The 21,514-nt window shown below is 68.5% G+C and carries 21 protein-coding genes, 2 tRNA genes and 2 pseudogenes; 7 read left to right on the forward strand and 18 right to left on the reverse strand.

Annotated features, from left to right (window positions below; translation table 11 throughout):
• Positions 1 to 33: 33 nt before the first annotated feature.
• From AC3A5Z_RS18860 to AC3A5Z_RS18875, 4 genes are all read right to left on the reverse strand, one after another.
• Positions 34 to 969: a calcium-binding protein gene (locus tag AC3A5Z_RS18860; protein WP_487520854.1), complete on the reverse strand. Its 936-nt coding sequence runs from the start codon at positions 967 to 969 to the stop codon at positions 34 to 36.
• A gap of 128 nt (positions 970 to 1,097) precedes the next feature.
• Positions 1,098 to 1,838 carry an amino acid ABC transporter ATP-binding protein gene (locus AC3A5Z_RS18865; RefSeq protein WP_487520855.1) on the reverse strand — a complete coding sequence of 247 codons (741 nt, stop codon included), beginning with the start codon at positions 1,836 to 1,838 and terminating at the stop codon, positions 1,098 to 1,100.
• On the reverse strand, positions 1,835 to 2,509 hold the full coding sequence (locus tag AC3A5Z_RS18870) for an amino acid ABC transporter permease (RefSeq protein WP_487520856.1): 675 nt from the start codon (positions 2,507 to 2,509) through the stop codon (positions 1,835 to 1,837). Before AC3A5Z_RS18870 ends, AC3A5Z_RS18865 begins: the two co-directional genes overlap by 4 nt.
• A gap of 4 nt (positions 2,510 to 2,513) precedes the next feature.
• Positions 2,514 to 3,269 (reverse strand): amino acid ABC transporter substrate-binding protein, encoded by a 756-nt coding sequence (locus tag AC3A5Z_RS18875; RefSeq protein WP_487520857.1) that lies wholly within the window; start codon positions 3,267 to 3,269, stop codon positions 2,514 to 2,516.
• Between the two features lie 307 nt (positions 3,270 to 3,576).
• On the opposite strand from AC3A5Z_RS18875, the gene AC3A5Z_RS18880 reads away from it, so the two are divergent.
• The 4 genes and pseudogenes from AC3A5Z_RS18880 to AC3A5Z_RS18895 all read left to right on the forward strand — a co-directional run.
• Entirely contained in the window at positions 3,577 to 4,935 is a 1,359-nt protein-coding gene (locus AC3A5Z_RS18880) for a DUF2254 domain-containing protein (RefSeq protein ID WP_487520858.1), read from the forward strand.
• A 412-nt stretch (positions 4,936 to 5,347) separates the two neighbouring features.
• Positions 5,348 to 6,124 carry a succinate dehydrogenase iron-sulfur subunit gene (locus AC3A5Z_RS18885; RefSeq protein ID WP_487520859.1) on the forward strand — a complete coding sequence of 259 codons (777 nt, stop codon included), beginning with the start codon at positions 5,348 to 5,350 and terminating at the stop codon, positions 6,122 to 6,124.
• Between the two features lie 100 nt (positions 6,125 to 6,224).
• A pseudogene (locus AC3A5Z_RS18890) lies at positions 6,225 to 6,602 on the forward strand (NAD(P)/FAD-dependent oxidoreductase); the annotation flags it as partial.
• 58 nt (positions 6,603 to 6,660) lie between these two features.
• A pseudogene (locus AC3A5Z_RS18895) lies at positions 6,661 to 7,143 on the forward strand (NAD(P)/FAD-dependent oxidoreductase); the annotation flags it as partial.
• Between the two features lie 98 nt (positions 7,144 to 7,241).
• Here AC3A5Z_RS18895 and AC3A5Z_RS18900 read toward each other — a convergent pair.
• Together AC3A5Z_RS18900 and AC3A5Z_RS18905 are read right to left on the reverse strand one after the other, a co-directional pair.
• Positions 7,242 to 7,664 (reverse strand): DUF1236 domain-containing protein, encoded by a 423-nt coding sequence (locus AC3A5Z_RS18900; protein ID WP_487520860.1) that lies wholly within the window; start codon positions 7,662 to 7,664, stop codon positions 7,242 to 7,244.
• Positions 7,665 to 7,875: 211 nt separating this feature from the next.
• Positions 7,876 to 7,959: transfer RNA gene (locus AC3A5Z_RS18905), tRNA-Tyr, on the reverse strand.
• 129 nt (positions 7,960 to 8,088) lie between these two features.
• On the opposite strand from AC3A5Z_RS18905, the gene rlmB reads away from it, so the two are divergent.
• Positions 8,089 to 8,877 (forward strand): 23S rRNA (guanosine(2251)-2'-O)-methyltransferase RlmB, encoded by a 789-nt coding sequence (gene rlmB, locus AC3A5Z_RS18910; RefSeq protein ID WP_487520861.1) that lies wholly within the window; start codon positions 8,089 to 8,091, stop codon positions 8,875 to 8,877.
• A 159-nt stretch (positions 8,878 to 9,036) separates the two neighbouring features.
• Positions 9,037 to 9,453 (forward strand): CoA-binding protein, encoded by a 417-nt coding sequence (locus AC3A5Z_RS18915; RefSeq protein ID WP_487520862.1) that lies wholly within the window; start codon positions 9,037 to 9,039, stop codon positions 9,451 to 9,453.
• 58 nt (positions 9,454 to 9,511) lie between these two features.
• Here the strand turns inward: AC3A5Z_RS18915 and AC3A5Z_RS18920 are convergent, their stop codons facing one another.
• The 3 genes from AC3A5Z_RS18920 to hisA form a co-directional block, all read right to left on the reverse strand.
• Entirely contained in the window at positions 9,512 to 9,823 is a 312-nt protein-coding gene (locus tag AC3A5Z_RS18920; protein WP_136793146.1) for a phosphoribosyl-ATP diphosphatase, read from the reverse strand.
• Positions 9,820 to 10,581, reverse strand: a complete 762-nt coding sequence (gene hisF / locus AC3A5Z_RS18925; RefSeq protein ID WP_487520863.1) for an imidazole glycerol phosphate synthase subunit HisF — start codon at positions 10,579 to 10,581, stop codon at positions 9,820 to 9,822. The genes AC3A5Z_RS18920 and hisF overlap by 4 nt, the downstream gene beginning before the upstream one ends.
• Positions 10,582 to 10,691: 110 nt before the next feature.
• Entirely contained in the window at positions 10,692 to 11,411 is a 720-nt protein-coding gene (gene hisA, locus AC3A5Z_RS18930) for a 1-(5-phosphoribosyl)-5-[(5-phosphoribosylamino)methylideneamino]imidazole-4-carboxamide isomerase (RefSeq protein WP_107665087.1), read from the reverse strand.
• A gap of 155 nt (positions 11,412 to 11,566) precedes the next feature.
• Here hisA and AC3A5Z_RS18935 point away from each other — a divergent pair, with 155 nt between their 5' ends.
• On the forward strand, positions 11,567 to 12,379 hold the full coding sequence (locus AC3A5Z_RS18935; RefSeq protein ID WP_487520864.1) for an alpha/beta fold hydrolase: 813 nt from the start codon (positions 11,567 to 11,569) through the stop codon (positions 12,377 to 12,379).
• Here AC3A5Z_RS18935 and hisH read toward each other — a convergent pair.
• The 9 genes from hisH to AC3A5Z_RS18980 form a co-directional block, all read right to left on the reverse strand.
• Entirely contained in the window at positions 12,376 to 13,014 is a 639-nt protein-coding gene (hisH, locus tag AC3A5Z_RS18940) for an imidazole glycerol phosphate synthase subunit HisH (protein WP_487520865.1), read from the reverse strand. The two genes, AC3A5Z_RS18935 and hisH, sit on opposite strands and share 4 nt — an antisense overlap.
• Positions 13,014 to 13,601: an imidazoleglycerol-phosphate dehydratase HisB gene (hisB, locus tag AC3A5Z_RS18945; protein WP_487520866.1), complete on the reverse strand. Its 588-nt coding sequence runs from the start codon at positions 13,599 to 13,601 to the stop codon at positions 13,014 to 13,016. The genes hisH and hisB overlap by 1 nt, the downstream gene beginning before the upstream one ends.
• A 57-nt stretch (positions 13,602 to 13,658) precedes the next feature.
• Positions 13,659 to 14,567 (reverse strand): metal ABC transporter permease, encoded by a 909-nt coding sequence (locus tag AC3A5Z_RS18950; protein WP_487520969.1) that lies wholly within the window; start codon positions 14,565 to 14,567, stop codon positions 13,659 to 13,661.
• On the reverse strand, positions 14,567 to 15,478 hold the full coding sequence (locus tag AC3A5Z_RS18955; RefSeq protein WP_487520867.1) for a metal ABC transporter permease: 912 nt from the start codon (positions 15,476 to 15,478) through the stop codon (positions 14,567 to 14,569). Before AC3A5Z_RS18955 ends, AC3A5Z_RS18950 begins: the two co-directional genes overlap by 1 nt.
• Positions 15,478 to 16,233, reverse strand: a complete 756-nt coding sequence (locus tag AC3A5Z_RS18960; RefSeq protein WP_487520868.1) for a metal ABC transporter ATP-binding protein — start codon at positions 16,231 to 16,233, stop codon at positions 15,478 to 15,480. Before AC3A5Z_RS18960 ends, AC3A5Z_RS18955 begins: the two co-directional genes overlap by 1 nt.
• 2 nt (positions 16,234 to 16,235) lie before the next feature.
• Positions 16,236 to 17,186, reverse strand: a complete 951-nt coding sequence (locus AC3A5Z_RS18965; protein WP_487520869.1) for a metal ABC transporter solute-binding protein, Zn/Mn family — start codon at positions 17,184 to 17,186, stop codon at positions 16,236 to 16,238.
• A 201-nt stretch (positions 17,187 to 17,387) separates the two neighbouring features.
• Positions 17,388 to 17,462, reverse strand: a tRNA-Gly gene (locus tag AC3A5Z_RS18970).
• Between the two features lie 77 nt (positions 17,463 to 17,539).
• Complete coding sequence (locus tag AC3A5Z_RS18975) at positions 17,540 to 17,887, reverse strand: MAPEG family protein (RefSeq protein ID WP_487520870.1); 348 nt, start codon at positions 17,885 to 17,887, stop codon at positions 17,540 to 17,542.
• Positions 17,884 to 21,348 carry a pyruvate carboxylase gene (locus AC3A5Z_RS18980; RefSeq protein ID WP_487520871.1) on the reverse strand — a complete coding sequence of 1,155 codons (3,465 nt, stop codon included), beginning with the start codon at positions 21,346 to 21,348 and terminating at the stop codon, positions 17,884 to 17,886. Before AC3A5Z_RS18980 ends, AC3A5Z_RS18975 begins: the two co-directional genes overlap by 4 nt.
• Positions 21,349 to 21,514 lie beyond the last annotated feature (166 nt).

Raw genomic sequence — 21,514 nt, forward strand, 5'->3', positions numbered from 1 at the left:
CGCCGCGTCGAGGCGCGGCGCAGGGAAAGCCGCTCAGAGGATGAAATCGCGGAAGCTCAGGCTGTCGGTATCGGCGACGAGGATCTCGAAATCGGCCCTGGTGTCGCCGTTCACGTCACCGCGCAGCAGCAGGTCGCCGCCCTTGTCGACCGTCCAGACCGCATGGGCCTTCGCCGTCGTGCCGGAGAAGCCGAAGGCCTGATCGCCGCCCTTGGCGCTGTTGGCGTCGATGGCGGCGAGGTGGATGTCGTCCACTCCGGTCAGGAAATCGTGGATCGTGTCATGCGCCTTGCCGACCTTGCTGTCGCCGGCCTGCTGGAAGACGAACACATCCCGCGTGTGCATGTCGCCGCCCCGAAGCGCATCACGCCCTGCACCGCCGATCAGCCGGTCGGCACCCGTCCCGCCGTCGAGGCTGTCATTGCCCGCGCCGCCCGAAAGCACATCCGCTCCCGCGCCGCCCGCCAACTCATCCCTGCCGCCTTGGCCAAGGAGCCGGTCGTTCTGGTTCTCGCCAAAGATCCGGTCGGCGCCGCTGCCGCCCCAGACCCGGTCCTTGCCGTCGCCGCCGAGGATGCGGTCGCCGCCGCCATTGCTCTCGATCCGGTCGGCGCCGGCGTAGCCGTCGAGGATGTCGCGGTCGGCGGAACCCTGAAGGCGATCTGCGCCCGAGAAGACGTAGCGGTAGAGGGCGGTTGCATCGCCGCCGTCGATCAGGTTGACCGTGGTATAGGCGTCGCGGTTGATGCCGGTGATTTCGGCCAGTTCGATCCCGTTTTCCTCGACGGTGTAGGCGCGCATCTGCCCGTAGACATAGCCTTGGCTGTCAAAGGTGAACGACCCGTGGTAGGTCGCCGTCACATCGCCCGCGACAATCACGATCCGGGAGGAAGTGACTTCCTCGAGAGCCCCATAGAGAAAGTCCGGGTTCTCCATGTCGATGGGAATGTTGGTCCATAGTGATGCCATGCGGTCTGCCCCCCTACCTGCGCGATTCTCGTCCCGAGAAATTTACGTGCAAGTCATGGCATGGCTTCACAGGACTGTGAGCAGCAAATCGACCGGGAGCGGCGAATTTGTCCCCGGCCCAGCCAGCCTCACCCCGCCGCCGTCACCCGGCGCAGGAAGCTGCGGGTGCGATCGTCCTTCGGGTTGTCGAAAAGCTGCGCCGGCGGGCCCTGTTCCACGATGCGCCCGCCCTCCATGAAGATCACCCGGTCGGCGATCTCGCGGGCGAACTGCATCTCATGCGTCACGATCAGCATGGTCTGCCGCCGCTCCGCCACCCTCCGCATCAGGTCCAGCACCTCGCCCACCCATTCCGGGTCGAGCGCCGAGGTCGGCTCGTCGAACAGCATCAGCGCCGCGTCCAGCGCCATCGCCCGGCCGATGCCGACGCGCTGCTGCTGGCCGCCCGAGAGCGCCGCGGGATAGCTGTCGGCCTTGTCGGAGAGCCCGGTCTCGGCGAGGATCGCATCGGCCCGCGCCTCGGCCTCGGCGCGGGGTTTGCGCTGCACGGTGATCAGCGCCTCGGTGATGTTCTGCCGCGCGGTCTTGTTGGCGAAGAGCGCATAGTTCTGGAAGACGAAGGCGGTGCAGCGGCGCAGCGCAAGGATCTGCGCGGGCTTCGCCGTCGCCGCATCCACCGTCAGATCGCCGATGCGGATCACGCCCGCGTCGGGCCGGTCGAGGTAGTTCAGGCAGCGCAGCAGCGTCGACTTGCCGGTGCCGGAGGGGCCGATGATGGCCACCCGCTCGCCCGCCGCGATGTCGAGGTCGATGCCGTCGAGCACGGTGTTGCTGCCGAAGCGCTTGGTCAGTCCGCGGATGCTGATCATCGGGCGAAGGCCTTGTTCAGGCGGCTTTCCAGCCGCTTCTGCAGGAAGGACAGGGTCTCGACGATGATCCAATAGATCACCGCGACCACGAGGAAGGCCTCGAAATAGAGGAAGCTGCCGGCGGCCTCCTTCTGCGTCGCGCCCATCATCTCGGTGACGCCGAGGGTGAAGGCGAGCGAGGTGCTCTTGATCATGTCGATGAAGTAGTTGACCAGCGTTGGCGCCGCCACCCGCGCCGCCTGCGGCAACACGATGCGCCGCATCGATTGCCCGCGGGTCATGCCCACCGCCTGCGAGGCCTCCCATTGGCTGCGGTCCACCCCGAGGATCGCCGCGCGGATGCTCTCGGCCATATAGGCCGAGAAATGCAGCGTCAGCCCGATGATCGCCGCGGTGACACCGTTGATCCCGGTAAGGAAGGGCATCACCTGCGGCAGGCCGTAGTAGAACAGGAACAGCTGCACCAAGAGCGGCGTGCCGCGGAAGAAGCTGATGAAGAGCTGTACCAGCTGGTCCAGCACCGGTACGCGGATCACCCGCTCCACCGCCATCAGGCAGGCGAGGATCAGCGCGCAGAGCATGGCGGCCAGCGCCATGCCCAGTGTCAGCGGCACGTAGCCGAGGATGACGGGCACCAGACCCAGCATGTAGTCGAGGTCGAGCGCCCGCATCGGATCAGCTCGCCGGGGCGGTCACGTCGAGACCGAGCCATTTCTCCGAGATCGCCTTCAGCGTGCCGTCGGCCTTCAGCTCGGTCAGCGCGGCGTCGAGCTTGTCGCGCAGCGCCTGACCTTCGGCATCGTTGCGGAAGGGCAGGGCGTTGCGGATCTCGCTGAAGGGCTCGCCGGCCAGCGCCAGCGGCAGCGGGCTTTCCTTGATGACCTGCGCCGAGGAGACGCGGTCCATCACGAAGGCGTCGACCCGGCCGAGCGCCGTGTCCTGCTCGATGTTGCTCTCATAGGTGCGGATGTCGATCTCGTCCGCGAAGGGCAGTTCGCGCAGCAGCTGTTCGAAGTTGGAGCCGAGGTTCACCGCCACGCTGCGGCCCTTCAGGCTGTCGACGCCGGTAATCTCGGTCTCGTTGCCATTCTTCACCACGACCTGCGCGCCGTCATAGACATAGGGCTGGCTGAAGGCGAACTTCGCCTCGCGCTCGGGGGTGATGGTGATCTGGTTGGCGACGGTGTCGATCCGTCCGGCCTCCAGCGCGCCGATCAGGCCCGAGAAGGACATGGTGGAGAATTCCACCGTGTCGCCGGTCTTTTCGGCAAGGGCGTTCATCAGATCGACCTCGAAGCCCTGCAGCTGGTCCTGACGGACGAAGGTGAAGGGGAAATAGCCGCCGGACATGCCGACGCGGATCGTCTCGGCGGCGGCGGGGAGGGCGACGGCCCCGGCCAGCACGGCCGCGAGCGAAAGGGATCTGAACATCTGATACTCCTGTTTCCAGACTGCATGACATGCCCGCAGCGGCTTCGGTCTTCAAGCCGGATGCTCAAACAAGAACGGACAGTCTCTGCAGGCGGCGCTGCGCCGCACAGACGTCCGGCTCCGGGGGTGAAGCAGGACCGCCGTGCCATGGTTCCCACGCATCGCGGAACAACGGTCCGGAAATCCTTCGTGAGGGGGCCTCCGGCATGACGATGTCCCGCCCGGGAACCTCCGTCCCGCGCCGCGGTTGGGAGGCAGGCTCCCCTCCATGGCCGGATTTTCCGACGACGAGCCGCAGGAGCCAGCCATGACCCGCGAACGCCTGACGACCTATTGGGAGAGTGCCAGCACCAGCTTCTGGTTCGTGCCCTCGGTGATGATCCTCGTCGCCGCCGGTCTCGCCTGGGTGGCAGGCGGGCTCGATCAGCGGGTGGCCGACGACAGCACGCTGCCCTTCCTCTACCGCGGCGCACCGGGGACGGCGCGCGATCTGCTGGCGACGCTGCTCACCTCGATGATGACCATGACCAGCCTGATCTTCTCGATCACCATGGTCGTGCTCAGCCTCGCCTCGAGCCAGTTCGGCCCGCGGCTGATCCGCATCTTCATGGCCAGCAAGCAGACGCAGTTTGTTCTAGGCTGCTTCGTGATGACGATCATCTACTGCCTCCTGATGTCGGCCATGCTCGGCCCCCTCAGCGGCGAGGCGGTCCGCCCCCTGCCCAGCGTCACCCTGGCCCTCGCGCTGGTCGCCCTCAGTGTCTGCCTGCTCGGCCTCTTCCAGCACTCGCTTGCCCGCTCGATCATGTCCGAGACCGTGGTGCATCCGGTGGGCGGAGAGCTGGACCGGCTGATCCACAGCTTCACCCCCCTGCGCGCCCCGCCGGATGAAAAGCCCGACCGCCTGCTGCCAGAGGCCTTCGCCGAAGCTGCCTTCCGCTTCGGCCCCGGCAAGGCAGGCTACATCCGCGCCATCGCCTTCGACCGGCTGATCGAGGTGGCGCAGGACGCCGACTGCTTCGTCGGGCTCGACTTCCGCGCCGGCGACTTCGTGGTGGAGGACGGAAAGGGCATCGGCATCCTGTCGTCCCGGCCGGTAACCGAGGCGCTATGCCGCGCGGTCCGCGAGGCGGTTGTCATCGGCGCGCACCGGACCCCCGTGCAGGATGTGGAATTCTCGATCCGGCATCTGGTGGAGGTGGCGCTGCGGGCGATGTCGCCCTCCCTGAACGATCCCTATACGGCCATCGCCGTCATCGACCAGCTCTCGGCCTCGCTCTCGCTGCTTCTGAACCGCGAGCTTCCGCCGGGCGTGTTCCGCGACGCCGGGGGCCGCGTGCGGGTGATCTGCCCCCGCCCGACCCATGCCAGCGTGATCGGCGCGGCCTTCGACCAGATCCGGCAGAACGGGGCGCAGAAACCCTTCATCGTCATCCATCTGCTCGAGGCCGTCGAGCGCATCGCCCCGCATGTGCGGTTGGCGGCGCATCTCGACGTGCTGGAGCGGCAGGTGGCGCTGATCCTCGACGAGGTGCCGCAGGAAAGCACCCGTGCGGCCGACCGGCAGGTGATCGCGCGTCGCGCCGAGGCTGCGCGCACGGCGCTGCAGGAGCGTCGGCAGCAGCCGCTGATGGAGGGGGAGGGGCCCGTGACGGGCGGCGCATGAAAAAATGCGCTGCCACGGAGCGTCCGTGGCAGCGCAAGTTTGTCAAGGGAGTGCTGCCCGAACCTCCGGCAGACGGAAGGGTTCCCGTGAAAGCGACGGCGCCGCGGAACAAGCCGCGGGCCAGCAGGTTCTCGCTGCAGGTGGTACGAGGGAGTGTGGTGCATGGGACCGAAGGACAAGGGGCTTTTCGTGCTTCTCCTCTTCGCGCTCAGCGCCACATCGGCGGCCCTCGTCGTGACCCTCTGGCCCTGACCTTCGATCGCCCGGAACATCGTGCCCGCTGGCAGGTTCGCCCCGCGTGATCGGCCCGCCGCCCGGCGGCGGTGCAGGCCCCGACACGACGCGATCCCGACACAAGGCGAGGAGCCGACATGACCCGCGACATCCAGATCATCCGCGGCAGGGCCTGACCATGGTCCAGCTGCGCCTTCCGCCGAACAGCCGCATCGTCAAGGGCAAGGTCTGGCCCAAGCCCGAGGGCACCCGGCTGCGCACCTTCCGCATCTATCGCTGGAGCCCGGATGACGACGAGAACCCGCGCGTCGATGTCTATCACGTCGATCTCGACCGCTGCGGGCCGATGGTCCTCGACGCGCTCATCAAGATCAAGAACGAGATCGACCCGACGCTCGCCTTCCGCCGCTCCTGCCGCGAGGGGATCTGCGGCTCCTGCTCGATGAACATCGACGGGATCAATACGCTGGCCTGCATCTACGGCCTCGACCAGATCGAGGGCGACGTGAAGATCTACCCCTTGCCGCACATGCCGGTGATCCGAGACCTCGTGCCGGACCTGTCGCAGTTCTACGGCCAGCACGCCCTCGTCCAGCCTTGGCTGCAGACCAAGACCACCGAGCCCGCCGAGGAGTGGCGGCAATCCATCGAGGACCGCGAAAAGCTCGACGGGCTCTACGAGTGCATCCTCTGCGCCTGCTGCTCCACCGCCTGCCCGAGCTACTGGTGGAACAGCGACCGCTTCCTCGGCCCCGCCGCGCTGATCCACGCGCATCGCTGGCTGTCGGATTCACGCGACGAGGCGACGGGCGAGCGGCTCGACATCCTCGAAGACCCGTTCCGGCTCTACCGCTGTCACACGATCATGAACTGCGCCAAGACCTGCCCCAAGGGGCTCAACCCCGCCAAGGCCATCGCAGAAATCAAGCAGATGATGGTGGAACGCGTGATCTAGGGCAGGGGCCTCGCCTTCGCGCGGAGCCCGCCCCGACGCCGTTCCCCGCGCCAGAAGGAAAGCCCATGAGCCTGCCCGCCCCACCCTCGCGGACCACCCGATGAGCGGCGCCCCCGGCACGCCGGACTCCGCGCCACTCGACTGCGTCATCGTCGGCGGTGGACCCGCGGGGCTCACCGCGGCGATCTACCTCGCCCGCTTCCGGCGGCGGGTGGCGCTGATCGATGCCGGCAACAGCCGCGCCGCGCTGATCCCGCGCTCGCACAACCATCCGGGCTATCCCTCGGGCATCGAGGGCCCCTCGCTTCTGGCGCAGATGCGCGAGCAGGCCGGGCGCTTCGGCGTGATTCCGGTCGCGGAAGAGCTGACCGGGGCCGACCGCCTGCCGGACGGTCGCCTGCGCCTGCGGGCCGGTGCGGCGGTGCTCGAGACCACCTCGCTCCTGCTCGCGACCGGGGTCAGCGATCATGTGCCGCCGGTCGCCGACCCGCTGCACCATGTCCGCGAGGGGTTGATCCGGCAATGTCCGGTCTGCGGTTGCGATCATCGGCGCGGGCGCCTGCGCGGCGGGCGAGGCGCTGTTCCTGCGCCATTACACCGCCGATCTGGTGCTCCTGACGCTGGGCCAGCCGCTGGATCTGAGCGAGGCCGTGCTGCGCCGTCTCGGCGAGGCCGGCATCGACATCGTCGAGGCGCCGCTCGAGGCGATGACCTTCCGCGACGAGGCGGTGCAGGTGCAGCTTGCCGGGCAGCCCGAACGCGATTTCGCCGCCGTCTACTCCGGCCTTGGCAACGCGCCACGCAGCACCCTCGCCAAGGCGCTGGGCGTCGATCTGGCCAGCGACGGGCGCATCGTCACCGACGCGCATCAGCTGACCTCGGTCCCGGGCATCTATGCGGCGGGCGACGTGGTGACCGGGCTGAACCAGATCGCCGTCGCCATGGCACAGGGCGAGATCGCCGCGACCGCGATCCACAACGCCCTGCGCCAGAGCGAGGGCCGCTGCCTGCCCGCCTAGAGGTGGTGTGAGCCTTCCCGCGCAACGACAGTCTGCGGGCGGTCGGGCATGCAAAAAGGGGCTCGGATCGAGCCCCTTTTCGTCATCCGGCAGACGAGTTACTGGACGATCTGAACGATGCGGCGGTCGGCAGGGTTCACGATGACCGGCACGCCGTTGACATAGGCGTAGGAATATTCGGTTTCCGGAACTTCCTGCAGCACGACCACATCGGGAACGCCCGCACCGACCACGAGATCGCCTTCGAGATAGACCGGTTCCACCGGGTTGGTGGTGACATAGGTGGTGACCGTCTCACCCGGATCGAGAGCTGCGCCGCCGGTCACACCGACCGCCGCGCCGATCAGCGCGCCGACCGGGCCCCCGATCGCAGCACCGGCGAGAGCACCCGCGCCACCGCCGGCGAGGGCCGAGTTGCCGGTCGTGTCCGTGGTCTGGGTAACGGTCGTGGTCTGGGCCGAAACGGCGCTGGCAATAAGAATGGCGGTTGCCGTCGCAGCGGCAGTCATGTTGAAACGCATGAAAAATCTCCGAGTTCTAAATAAACCTGCATATCGCGCAGTGCCTTGAAAACGCGGAAAGACGGCGCGGGTTCCCTCGGGGAAAAGCGGAAGGTGGGCCCGACCCGCGCGGCGCTTGTCCCCACCGATGCGGGTGTGGCGCCGACGTGGTGAGCCGGGCCCATAACCTGCGGGCCATCTCAGCATGACGATGGTCTGATTTCTGTAGAGTTGGTGGGCGACCCTGGAATCGAACCAGGCACGAGTCGCCTCGGCGGAGTTACAGTCCGCTGCCGCACCTTGCAGCACGTCGCCCACTGGGCGGCTGATTAGCCGAGGGCCAAGGGAGGGTCAAGGCGGAATCGTCGCGCAACTGTCACGCGGCCTTTCCGCTTGCGCCGCCCCGGCGGCGGCCTCATTCTGCCGCGCGAAACGGGAGACCCTGATGACGACGCGCACGACCAAACCGAGCTGGGTGATCGACAAGGAGCGGCAGAAGCGCAGCTCCGCCAACGAGACGGTCTGGCTCTTCGGCCTGCATGCCGTGCGCGACGCGTTGGTCAATCCGGCCCGGCAGAAGCTGCGGCTGGTGCTGACCAAGAACGCCGCCGACAAGCTGGGCGAGGCCATCGCCGAGGCAGGGCTGGAGCCCGAGATCGTCGATCCGCGCAAGTTCGACGTGCCGATCGACGAGGGCTCGGTGCACCAGGGTGCCGCGCTGGAGGTGAAGCCGCTGAACTGGGGCTCGCTGCAGGATATCGCCGCCTCCGGCCCCGGCGCGCCGCTGGTGGTGCTGCTCGACCGGGTCACCGATCCGCACAACGTCGGCGCGGTGCTGCGCTCGGCCGAGGTCTTCGGCGCCCGCGCGGTGATCGCGCCGCAGCGCCATTCCGCACCGGAAACCGGCGCTTTGGCCAAGACCGCGTCCGGCGCGCTGGAACGCCAGCCCTATCTGCGGGTGGTGAACCTCGCCGACGCGATGGAAGACCTCAAGGCCATGGGCTATGTGCTGCTGGGCCTCGACGGCGAGGCAGAGGTGACGCTGGGCGAGGCGCTGGCCGAGGCGGGCTCGCGACCCATCGGGCTGGTGATGGGCGCCGAGGGGCCGGGGCTGCGCGACAAGACGCGCGACACCTGCGACCGGCTGGTGCGCATTCCGGCCTCGGGCGAATTCGGCTCGCTCAATGTCTCGAACGCGGCGGCTGTGGCACTCTATGCCACCACGACTCGCTGATCTTCACAGAATCGCGACCGAGGCTTTTCTTTGTCCCTGTGGCCCCCATGTTACAGGAAGAGCGGGGCCGGAACCCCCGTTCTACCTTCACTGTCCCTCGTTCCGCCACTGGCGCCCGACCTTCATGGTTCGGGCGCTTTTTTCTGCCCGGAGGCTCCCATGACCGATGCCGAGATCAGCCAGATCCTGACCGAGACCCGCACCATCGCCGTGGTCGGCTGGTCGCCCAACCCGTCCCGCCCGAGCCACCGCGTCGCGGCCTATCTCAAGGACCGCGGCTACCGGGTGATCCCGGTGAACCCGGGCCATGCGGGAGAGACGGCCCTGGGCGAGACGGTCGCGCCGGATCTCGCGGCACTGGCGGGGGAGGGGGTGGAGATGGTCGACGTCTTCCGCCGCTCCGAAGCGGTGCCCGAGGTGGTGGAGGCGGCGCTTGCGGCGCTGCCGGGGCTGAAGGTGGTTTGGATGCAGCTCGGTGTCACCAGCGATGCGGCGGCGGCGATGGCCGAAGCCAAGGACATTCAGGTGGTGCAGGATCGCTGCCCGGCGATCGAGATCCCGCGGCTGGGTCTCTGAGACCCAAAATCCTTCAGAAGGATTTTGGGAAAAGTTTTCTGAAAACTTTTCCCGCCCCTCACCCCCGGGCGGCTTTCTCGGCAATCCCCGAGGTGCCCTCGCGCCGCTCCAGCTCCATGAGCACCTCGGCCAGCGTCACGTCGCGCGCGGCGAGCATGACGAGCAGGTGATAGAGCACGTCCGCCGCTTCCGCGGTCAGCTTCGCCCGGTCGCCCTTCACCGCCTCGATGATCGCCTCGACGGCCTCTTCCCCGAACTTCTCGGCGCATTTCTCCGGCCCCTTGGCCAGAAGCTTCGCCGTCCACGAGCTTTCCGGGTCGGCGCCCCGGCGCGCCTCGACCGTGGCCGCCAGCCGCTCCAGCGCGCTCATGGCAGCCTCACGGCGATGCCGGCCGCGGCCATGTGTGCTTTGGCCTCGGCGATGGTGAATTCGCCGAAATGGAAGATCGAGGCCGCAAGCACCGCCGAGGCGCCGCCTTCGGTGACGCCTTCGACCAGATGGTCGAGCGTGCCGACGCCGCCCGAGGCGATCACCGGGATCGACACCGCGTCGGAGATGGCGCGGGTGAGCGGCAGGTTGAAACCGGCGCGGGTGCCGTCGCGGTCCATCGAGGTCAGCAGGATCTCGCCCGCGCCCTTCGACGCCACCAGCCGGGCGAAGTCCACCGCGTCGATGCCGGTCGGCTTGCGCCCGCCATGGGTGAAGATCTCCCATTTGCCGGGGCTCACGGTCTTGGCGTCGATGGCGACGACGATGCACTGGCTGCCGAAGCGGTCGGCGGCCTCGGCCACCACATCGGGGTTGGCGACGGCGGCCGAGTTGAACGAGACCTTGTCGGCTCCCGCCAGAAGCAGCGCCCGCACGTCCTCGGGCGTGCGCACCCCGCCGCCCACCGTCAGCGGCATGAAGCAGTGCTCGGCGGTGCGGGTGACGAGATCGTACATCGTGCCGCGATTCTCATGCGTGGCATGGATGTCGAGAAAGCAGAGCTCGTCCGCCCCTGCCGCGTCATAGGCGCGGGCCGCCTCCACCGGGTCGCCCGCGTCGCGCAGGTCGACGAAATTGACGCCCTTGACCACCCGGCCATCGGCCACGTCGAGACAGGGGATGATGCGGGTCTTCAGCATGGCCGGGCTCCTTTGCCCCGTGGTAGCGCGCGGGGTCGGGGGAGGGAAGGGGGCTGCCGCCCCCTCGCCGCTGCGCGGCTCACCCCTGCGGATATTTGAGGACAGAAAATTCAGGCTTTCAGGGCGGCGAGCGCCTCGGCCAGATCGATCGCCCCGTCGTAGAGCGCCCGGCCCGAGATCGCGCCGGCGATCACGCCGGTATCGCGCAGCGCGGTGAGGTCGGCCATCGAGGAGACCCCGCCGGAGGCGATCACCGGGATCGAGACCGCACGGGCCAGCGCCTCGGTCGCCTCGATGTTGGGCCCGCCCATCGCGCCGTCGCGGTCGATGTCGGTGTAGATGATCGCGGCCACCCCGGCGTCCTCGAAGGAGCGGGCGAGATCGGTGACCATCACCTCGGTCTCCTCGGCCCAGCCGCGGGTGGCGACGCGGCCCTTGCGCGCGTCGATCCCCACCGCGACCTGCCCGGGAAAGGCCCGCGCCGCCTGCCGCACCAGGTCGGGCTCCTCCACCGCCACGGTTCCGAGGATCACCCGGGCGAGGCCCTTTTCCAGCCAGCCCTCGATGGTCCAGAGATCACGGATGCCGCCGCCGAGCTGCACCGGCACCGTGACCCGGGAAAGGATCGCCTCGACCGCTTCGGCATTCACCGGCTGGCCGGCAAAAGCGCCGTTCAGATCGACCAGATGCAGCCATTCGCAGCCCGCCGCTTGGAACTTCGCCGCCTGTGCCGCCGGATCGTCTCCGAACACCGTCGCCGCCTCCATCTCGCCGCGCAGCAGGCGGACGCATTGGCCGTCCTTCAGGTCGATGGCGGGATACAGGATCATGGCGCTCTCCTCGCTGGGGTCGGGCGGTGTTTCGCATGCAGCGGGGGGCTTGCCAAGAGCCGGCCTGCCCGGCCCCCCCCCCTGGTCTACGCATCCGTGACGGAACCCCCGGGCGGGCGGCCCGGTTGACAGCTGGCAACTTCAGGAGATCACCGATGACCCATGTCACCGCCGAGGATGGCACGAAACTCTACGTCCGCGACTGGGGACAGGGGCGACCCGTCGTCCTAATTCATGGCTGGCCGCTCAGCGGCGACAGCTGGGAATGCCAGTCGGTGCGGCTGGCCGAGGCGGGCTTCCGCGTCATCGCCTATGACCGGCGCGGCTTCGGGCGGTCGGACCAGCCCTTCACCGGCTACGACTACGACACGATGGCCGACGATCTGGCCGCGATCATCACCGCGCTCGGGCTCGACGACGCGGCGCTGGTCGGATTCTCGATGGGCGGCGGCGAGGTCGCGCGCTACATGTCGCGGCACGGCGGCAAGGGCATCACCCGCGCCGCGCTGATCTCCTCGGTGGTGCCGATGGTGCAGCAGGGCGACCGCGAGGTGGGCGCGCCGCTGAAGGTGCTCGAGGGCATCAAGGACGGCCTGCGCAAGGACCGGCCGGAGTTCCTCGGCAGCTTCTTCAAGACCTTCTACGGCAACGGCCTTCTGAGCGGGGTCAGCGAGGGGGTGCTGCACTGGTCCCTGATGATGGCGATGCAGGCCTCGCCCAAGGCGACGCTCGACTGCGTCGATGCCTTCGGCAAGACCGATTTCCGCCCCGACTGCGCGGCCTTCGGCGTGCCGACGCTGGTGATCCATGGCACGAAGGACGAGACCGTGCCGATCGAGGCCACCGCGCGTGAGGCGGCGCGGCTGATCCCCAATGCCAGGCTCGTCGAATACGAGGGTGCGCCGCACGGGCTCACGGCCACCCATGCCGACCGGCTGTTCGAGGACCTGCGCGACTTTCTGCGCTAGGGCTTCCAGCGGAGGAAGTTGGCGATCAGCCTCAGGCCGGTCGCCTGACTTTTCTCCGGGTGGAACTGGGTGCCCACCATCGTGTCGCGCCCGATGATCGCGGTGATCTCGCTGCCATAGTCGGCATGGGCCAGACGCTCGGCGGGATCGGCGACGCGGAAGTGGTAGGAGTGGACGAAATAGGCGTGATCGCCGGTTTCGATCCCCTCCAGCACCGGATGGGCGTGGTCGATCACCAGATCGTTCCAGCCCATATGCGGCACCTTCAGCAGGGGATCGGCGGGGGCGATGCGCTCCACCTCGCCGCCGATCCAGCCGAAGCCCGCCGTTTCTTCATATTCCAGCCCGCGTGTCGCCATCATCTGCATGCCGACGCAGATGCCGAGGAAGGGCCGCGCCCGGGTGGTCACGGCCTCCTCGATCGCCTCCGACAGCCCGCCATAGGCGCCGAGCGCCCGGCGGCAGGCCGGAAAGGCGCCATCGCCCGGCAGCACGATCCGGTCGGCGCGGGCGACATCCTCGGGCCTGTCCGACACCAGCACCGTGCCGCCGCCGACCTCCGCCGCCATGCGCTGGAAGGCCTTCTCGGCGGAGTGCAGGTTGCCGCTGTCGTAGTCGACGAGAACCGTCAGCATCAGAGCATGCCCTTGGTCGAGGGGATGGCGTCGGCGCGGCGCGGATCGGGCTCCACCGCTTCGCGCAGGGCGCGGGCGACGGCCTTGAAGGCGGCCTCGGCGATGTGGTGGCTGTTGATCCCGTGGATCATGTCGACATGCAGGGTGATGCCGCCATGGGTCGAGAGCGCCTGGAAGAACTCGCGCACCAGCTCGGTGTCGAAGCTGCCGATCTTGGCGCTGGGGAAGGTCACGTTCCACACGAGGTAGGGCCGCCCCGAGAGGTCGAGCGCGCAGCGCACCTGCGCATCGTCCATCGCCAGATGGCAGGCGCCGTAGCGGCGGATGCCGCGCTTGTCGCCAAGCGCCTTGGTCAGCGCCTGACCCAGCGCGATGCCGCTGTCCTCGACCGTGTGGTGGTCGTCGACATGCAGATCGCCCTTGGCGCGCAGCGTCATGTCGATCAGCGAATGGCGCGAGAGCTGGTCCATCATGTGATCGAAGAAACCGACGCCGGTCTGAATGTCATAAGCGCCGGTGCCATCCAGATCGACGCTCAGCGTCACGTCGGTCTCGGCGGTCTTGCGGGTGATGTCGGCCTTGCGCATCGCGGGCTCCTCGTGATCCGCGCGACTTATAGGACGGTGGGCAGGCAGAGGGAAGGGTCAGGCCGCCCGGCGATGCGGGCCGAAGGCGGCGGCCAGCGCCAGACAGAGGCCGGAGAGCGTGGCGATCATCCCCGCCGCCGAAAGCGAGTTGGGCAGGCCGAACCACATCGGCCCGTAACCCGCCAGCACATATCCCCCCACCGCCGACAGGAGGGCGAGGCCGAGGCTCAGCGCCACCTGCAGCGGCAGCCGGTCGGTCAGCAGCCGCGCCGCGGCGGGCGGGCAGATCAGCATGGCGATGGTGAGGATCGAGCCCACCGCGGTGAAGGCCGCAACGCAGGCCATCGCCGCCGCCGCCACCAGCCCCAGCGAGATCGCCTGCACCGGCAGACCCAGCGTCCGGGCGAAGCCCTCGTCGAAGGTGGCGAGCACGAGGGGCCGCCAGAAGATGAAACCGGCGATGGCGATCAGCGCGAAGACCGCAGCCATCCGCCCCAGCTCCGGCGGCAAGCCCGCCAGCGCCACCGGATCGACCAGCGACTCCCAGCCCGTCGCATCGAGCCAGATCAGGCTCTCGAGATTGCCGTAGAGCGCGTGCTCCACATCCAGATGCACCGCCCCCGCACCGGAGCCTTCCAGCAGCAGCACACCCAGCGCGAACATCGTGGTGAAGGTGACGCCCATCGCCGCGCCCGGCTCCACCCCGGCCAGCCGGCGGATGCCCTCGATCATCAGCACCGAGACCATCGCCGCCGCCCCGGCGCCCAGCATCATCGCCCAGGTCGAGGCGCTGCCGGTGAAGAGGAAGGCGACCACGATCCCCGGCAGCACGACATGGCTGATCGCATCGCCGAGCATCGCCTGCCGTCGCAGCATCAGGAAGTTGCCGGGCAGGGCGCAGGCCATGGCGGCGAAGCAGCCGATCAGGATCGGCGTCAGCGAGAGGATGACGAAATCGGCTTCCATCACGCGGCCCTCATCCTGCGGCGCAAGGCCCGCGTCTGCAGCAGCCGCACGACCAGCCCGCGGCGCGGCGCGAAGAGCGCCGAGAGGACGAAGCCCGCGAAGGCCAGCACCACGATCACCGGCCCGGTCGGCACCCCCGGCACCGCCGCCGAGACCGCGGCGCCGAGATAGCCCGACGCCCCGCCGATAGCGCCCGCGACCAGCGCCATCACCCCCACCCGGTCGGTCCACATCCGCGCCGCCACCGCAGGCGTGATCAGCAGCGCCACGATCAGGATCAGCCCGACCACGCGCAGCCCGATCAGCACCACGCCCAGCGTCAGCACCATCAGCGCCAGATCGTAGAGCCGGGGCCGGAGCCCCATCACCGTGGCATAGCCCGGATCGAAGGCCACCATGGTCAGCGGCCGCCGCATCAGCCCGACCAGCGCCAGCGCCACCGCGCCGCCGCCCGCGATCAGCAGCGCATCGGCCCGCAGCATTCCGGCGGTGGAGCCGAGCAGGAAGCTTTCCAGCCCCGCCTGATGCCCGGTGTTCAGCCCTTGGATCAGCGTCAGGATCACGATGCCGAGGCCATAGAACACCGACAGCACCGCGCCGATCGCCGCATCCTCCGGCAGGCGGGTGTGGCGCGTCAGCAGTTGCAGCGCCCCGAGCCCGAGCAGCGCCGAGAGCCCTGCGCCGAGCAGCAGCCCCGCGAGCAGCCGCCCGTCGCCCCCCAGCGCCACCATCGCCAGAAAGGCGAGGCCGACGCCCGGCAGCGTGGCATGGGCGATGGCATCCGAGACCAGCGCGCGCTTCCTGAGGAAGAGGAAAGCCCCCACCACCCCGGCGGCAAAGCCCAGCGTCAACGCAGCCAGCGTCACCAGCGTGGCGTTCGGCCCGGCCCGCAGCAGAAGCGCCTCGAGCATCATTGCGCCGCGAGCCCCGGATCCATCGGCAGCGTGCCGCCATAGGTCCGGCCCAGCGCCTCACGGGTGAAGGCGGTGGCCACGGGGCCCTCGGCGATGGCGGTGCGGTTCAACAGCAGCACCCGGTCGAAATAGGCGGGCACGGTGGAGAGGTCGTGATGCACCGCGACCACCGTCGCCCCGTCATCGCGCAGGCCCTGCAGGACCGAGACGATGGCGCTTTCGGTGGCCGCATCGACCCCGGCGAAAGGCTCGTCGAGCAGGAACAACTCCGCCCCCTGCGCCAGCGCCCGGGCGAGGAACACCCGCTGCTGCTGCCCGCCCGACAGCGCGCCGATCTGGCGCAGCGCATAATCCTGCATGCCCACCCGCTCCAGGCACTGCATCGCCTTCGCCCGATGCGCGGCAGTGCGTCGGCCCAGCAGGCCGAGGCTGCGGTAGAGGCCCATCTGCACCACATCGACCGCGCGCACCGGGAAGTCCCAATCGACCGAGGCGCGCTGCGGCACATAGGCGATGCGCGCCCGCGCCGCGGCGAGCGGCTGGCCGAAGAAGCGCACCTCGCCCGCCGCCACCGGCACGAGGCCGAGCGCCGCCTTCAGGAGCGTCGATTTCCCCGCCCCGTTCGGCCCGATGATCGCGGTCATCCGCCCGGGAGCGAAATGTGCCTCCACCTGCTCCAGCACCGGCAGGACGCCGTAATGCACGGAAAGCCCGCGCAGGCTCAGCGCATCGTGGCGGAGGGGGCCCGACATGATCATGCCTGCACCATCAGCTTGCCCAGCCGCCCGCGCTCCGGCACCCGGCCACCCAAGGCCCCGGCGATCAGCGTCACGTTGTGGTCGATCATCCCGAGATAGGTGCCCTCGTAGCTGCCGTCCGCGCCCATCGCGTCGGAATAGAGCTGCCCGCCGATCCGCACCTCGTGCCCCTTCGCCGCCGCCCCCTCGATCAGCGCCCGCATCGAGCGATCCGAGACCGAGCTTTCGACGAAGACCGCCTGCACCCGGCGCTCCACCAGCATGTCGACAAGCTGGCCGATCCGCGCGAGCCCCGCCTCGCTTTCGGTGGAGAGCCCCTGGATGCCCTGCACCTCGAAGCCGTAGGCCGCGCCGAAATAGCCGAAGGCGTCATGCGCGGTGACCAGCACCCGCGCCTCGGGCGGCACGGTGGCCAGCACCTCCTGCGCATAGGCCTGCAGCGCCGCGATCTCGGCCTGGAAGCTTTCGGCCCGTGTCGCGTGATCGCCGGCGCGCTCGGGCGCCACGTCGCTCAGCGCGCGGGCGATCTCGGCCACCGCCAGCGACCAGAGCTCGGGCGCCATCCAGACATGCGGATCGAAGCGGTCGGGGTAATCCGGATTGCCGCGCAGCAGCGCCTTCGGCAGCGCCTCGGCAACCGCGACCACCTTGCGCTGACGCGAGAGGTCCAGAAGGAAATCCTCCATCTGCGCCTCGAGATAGAGCCCGTGCCAGAGCACCAGATCGGCCCGGGCCATGGCGACGATGTCGCTGCGGGTCTGGCGGTAGCCGTGCGGGTCCATCCCCGGGCCCATCAGCGCCCGCACCGTGCCGCCGCCGACGATCCGCGCGGCGTCGGCGATCATCCCGGTGGTTGCGACGACGGTCGGCCCCTCCGCCGCCCGCAGGGAGCCGGGCAGGGCTGCGGCAGACATCAGGGCAAGCGCGGCGCGTCGTGTCAGCAGCATCGGAACCTCATTCAGAACAATCACACGGGTTGAAGGTATGAGAATTATTCGCAATGTCAATGATAGTGAGAACCATTCGCAAAATGAGAGTATGGCGCATGGAGGCCGGGGAGGGGGCGTCGGAAGGGAAGGGAGGGGCTGAAACGCAAAATGGCCGCCCGAGGCGACCATTTGCAACCCACCGTCGTTAAACGGTTTATTTGGAGCGGGCGATGAGATTCGAACTCACGACCCTAACCTTGGCAAGGTTATGCTCTACCCCTGAGCTACGCCCGCGTCCTTGGGTGAGCGGTGATCTATAAACTCGCGCGGGCGGCTGCAAGAGGGAATTTGCAGCCGCCCGCAAAAATCCGTCACAAGAGGCCAAGCACCGCCGAAAGCGCCAGCGAGACGAAGGTCAGCGCCATGCCGGCCATGCGCACGCCCTTGCCGGCAAGCCCGGTCAAGGCCAGCGCATGCGCCCCGCGCCCCACCGTCAGGCAGAGACCCGAGACATGCAGCCCCCAGGAGGCCGCACCCGCCAGTTCGGCCACCACCAAGAGCAGCAGGCCGAAGGGCGCGTAATGGGCGAAGCTGCCATGGGCGCGGATGCGCTTCTGCAGATCGGCCAATGCCGGACGCGGCCCGAAGACCTGCAGCGTCAGGATCACGAACATCACCGCCAGCAGCGCCGCGTAGATCGGCGTGACGACCAGCGTCACGCCTCGAACTCCACCAGAAGATCCTTGGCTTCGATCTGGGCGCCGGGGGCCACATGCAGCGCCTTCACCGTGGCGGCGCGGTCGGCGTGGATGCCGGTCTCCATCTTCATCGCCTCGATTGTCAGCAGGAGATCCCCCGCCTGCACCTTCTGGCCCACCGTCACCCCGACCGAGGCGACCGAGCCCGGCATCGGCGCGCCGATATGGCAGGCATTGCCCTCCTGCGCCTTGGGCTTGGCGGCGGTCTTGGCCTTCACCGCGCGGTTGGCGACGCGGATGACGCGCGGCTGGCCGTTCAGCTCGAAGAACACCTTCACGTCGCCGTCGTCGCCGGTCTCGCCCACCGCCTGCAGCCGCAGTTCCAGCGTCTTGCCCGGATCGATCTCGGCGGTGATCTCCTCGCCCGATTGCATGCCGTAGAAGAAGGTCCGCGTCGGCAGGGTGCGCACCGGGCCGTAGAGCTTGTGGCGCGCGCGGTAGTCGGTGAAGACCTTGGGATACATGAGATAGCCGTTCAGATCCTCGTCATCCACCGCCGCTTCCTGCGGGTCCTCGTCGTCATGGGCGAGCTCGGTCGCAAGCTTGGCCCGCGCCGCCTCGATATCCACCGGGGGCAGATGCGCGCCGGGCCGGTCGGTCGAGGGCGCCTCGCCCTTGAGAACCTTCTTCAGGATCGGCTCCGGCCAGCCGCCATGCGGTTGACCGAGATTGCCCTTCAGCATGTCGACCACCGACTCGGGGAAGCTCACATCCACCGCCGGATCCTCGACCTGCGCCCGCGTCAGCCCCTGCGCGACCATCATCAGCGCCATGTCGCCCACCACCTTCGACGAGGGCGTGACCTTCACGATGTCGCCGAACATCCGGTTGGCGTCGGCATAGGCCTGTGCCACCTCGGCCCAGCGTTCCTCCAGCCCGAGACTGCGCGCCTGCGCCTTGAGGTTGGTGAACTGCCCGCCGGGCATCTCGTGCAGGTAGACTTCCGAGGCGGGCGAGGCGGTGCCGGATTCGAAGGCGCAGTAATGCGCGCGCACCTGCTCCCAGTAGTTCGACAACTCGCGGATCGCGGCGATGTCGAGCCCGGTGTCGCGGTCGGTGTGCTTCAGCGCCTCGACGACGGAGCCGAGACAGGGCTGCGAGGTGCCGCCCGAGAAGGCGTCCATCGCCGCATCCACCGCGTCCACCCCGGCGTCGCAGGCGGCCAGCACCGTGGCCCCGGCGATGCCGCTGGTGTCATGGGTGTGGAAGTGGATCGGCAGGCCGACCTCTTCCTTGAGCGCCTTGATCAGGATGCGGGCCGAGGCGGGCTTCAACAGCCCCGCCATGTCCTTCAGCCCCAGCACATGCGCCCCGGCTTCCCGCAGCTCCTTGCCCATGCTGACATAGTAGTTCAGGTCGTATTTCGCGCGATCCGGGTCCAAAAGGTCGCCGGTGTAGCAGATCGTGCCCTCGCAGACCTTGTTCGCCTTGATCACCGCATCCATGGCGACGCGCATGTTCTCCACCCAGTTCAGCGAATCGAAGACGCGGAACACATCGACCCCGGTCTCGGCCGCCTGCTTGACGAAGGCCTGCACCACATTGTCCGGGTAATTGGTGTAGCCCACCCCGTTCGAGGCGCGCAGCAGCATCTGGGTCATCACGTTCGGCAGCCGCTCGCGGATGTCGCGCAGCCGCTGCCACGGGCATTCCTGCAGGAAGCGGTAGGCCACGTCGAAGGTGGCGCCGCCCCAGCACTCGACCGAGAACAGCCCCGGCAGGTTGGCTGCATAGGCGGGCGTCGCGCGGATCATGTCGATCGAGCGCATCCGGGTCGCCAGGAGCGACTGGTGGCCGTCGCGCATCGTGGTGTCGGTGATCAGCACGCGCTTCTGCGCCGCCATCCAGTCGGCCACCGCCTGCGGGCCCTTCTCGTCCAGCAGGTTGCGGGTGCCGGGGGCGGGGGCGGCCTTGGCCAGCGGCGGCTTCGCCTCGCGCAGGTCGTCAGCGGGGCGGGGGCGGCCCGCCGTTTCGGGGTGACCGTTCACGGTGATATCCGCGATATAGGTCAGGATCTTGGTCGCCCGGTCGCGCCGCGCGCGGAAGTTGAACAGCTCCGGCGTCGTGTCGATGAACTTGGTGGTGTAGGTGTCGTCGAGGAAGGTCGGATGCTTCAGCAGGTTCTCGACGAAGGCGATGTTGGTCGAGACGCCGCGGATGCGGAACTCGCGCAGCGCCCGGTCCATCCGGGCGATCGCCTTCTCCGGCGTCTGCGCCCAGGCGGTGACCTTCACCAGCAGCGAGTCGTAATAGCGGGTGATGACCCCGCCGGCATAGGCCGTGCCGCCGTCGAGCCGGATGCCCATGCCGGTGGCCGAGCGGTAGGCGGTCAGGCGACCGTAATCGGGGATGAAGTTGTTCTGCGGGTCTTCCGTGGTCACCCGGCACTGCAGCGCATGGCCGGAGAGCGTGATGTCCTCCTGCCGCGCGGCGCCGGTCGCCTCGGCGAGCGTCGCGCCTTCGGCGATGCGGATCTGCGCCTGCACGATGTCGATGCCCGTCACTTCCTCGGTAACGGTATGCTCGACCTGCACGCGGGGGTTCACCTCGATGAAGTAGAACTGGTCGCTGTCCATATCCATCAGGAACTCGACCGTTCCCGCGCATTCATAGCCGACATGGGCGCAGATCCGGCGGCCCAGATCGCAGACCTCGGCGCGCTGCGCCTCGGTCAGATAGGGGGCAGGGGCGCGCTCCACGACCTTCTGGTTGCGGCGCTGCACGGTGCAGTCGCGCTCGTAGAGGTGATAGATGTTGCCATGCTTGTCGCCGAGGATCTGCACCTCGACATGCCGGGCGCGCAGGATCATCTTTTCCAGATAGCCCTCGCCATTGCCGAAGGCCGCTTCCGCCTCGCGCCGCCCCTCGCGCACCTTGTCGGCCAGCTCGGCCTCGGAGTTGATCGGCCGCATCCCGCGCCCGCCACCGCCCCAGGAGGCCTTCAGCATCAGGGGATAGCCGACTTCCGCCGCCTGCCGCGCCACCTCGGCCATGTCCTCGCCCAGCACTTCGGTCGCCGGGATCACCGGCACCCCGGCCTCCATCGCCACGCGCCGCGCCGAGGCCTTGTCGCCAAGCGCCCGCATCGTCTCGGCCTTCGGCCCGATGAAGGCGATCCCCGCCGCGACGCAAGCCTCGACGAAATCCGGGTTCTCCGACAAGAGGCCATAGCCCGGATGGATCGCATCCGCCCCGGCCATCTTCGCCACCCGGATGATCTCGGGGATCGAGAGATAGGCCCCCACCGGTGAAAGCCCCTCGCCGATGCGATAGGCTTCGTCCGCCTTGAAGCGGTGCAGGCTCAGCTTGTCCTCTTCGGCATAGACGGCGACCGTCTTCTTGCCCATCTCGTTGGCTGCGCGCATGACGCGGATGGCGATCTCGCCCCGGTTGGCGATCAGGATCTTGCGGAACTCGGTCATTTTCTTCCCCCCGGAGCCGTTGCAGCCCCGCACTTTAGGGGTGCTGCGTTGCAGCGCAAGAGATCACGCATCGGTGTGCCAAAAGATTCCGATGCGAATCCGGCCCCGCCGATTTGCGGTTGCACGCCTGCCGGGAAACCGCCAGAACAATAACGGAACACGGCTT

It is taken from the genome of Cereibacter sp. Soil_C_27 (genome assembly GCF_057657095.1).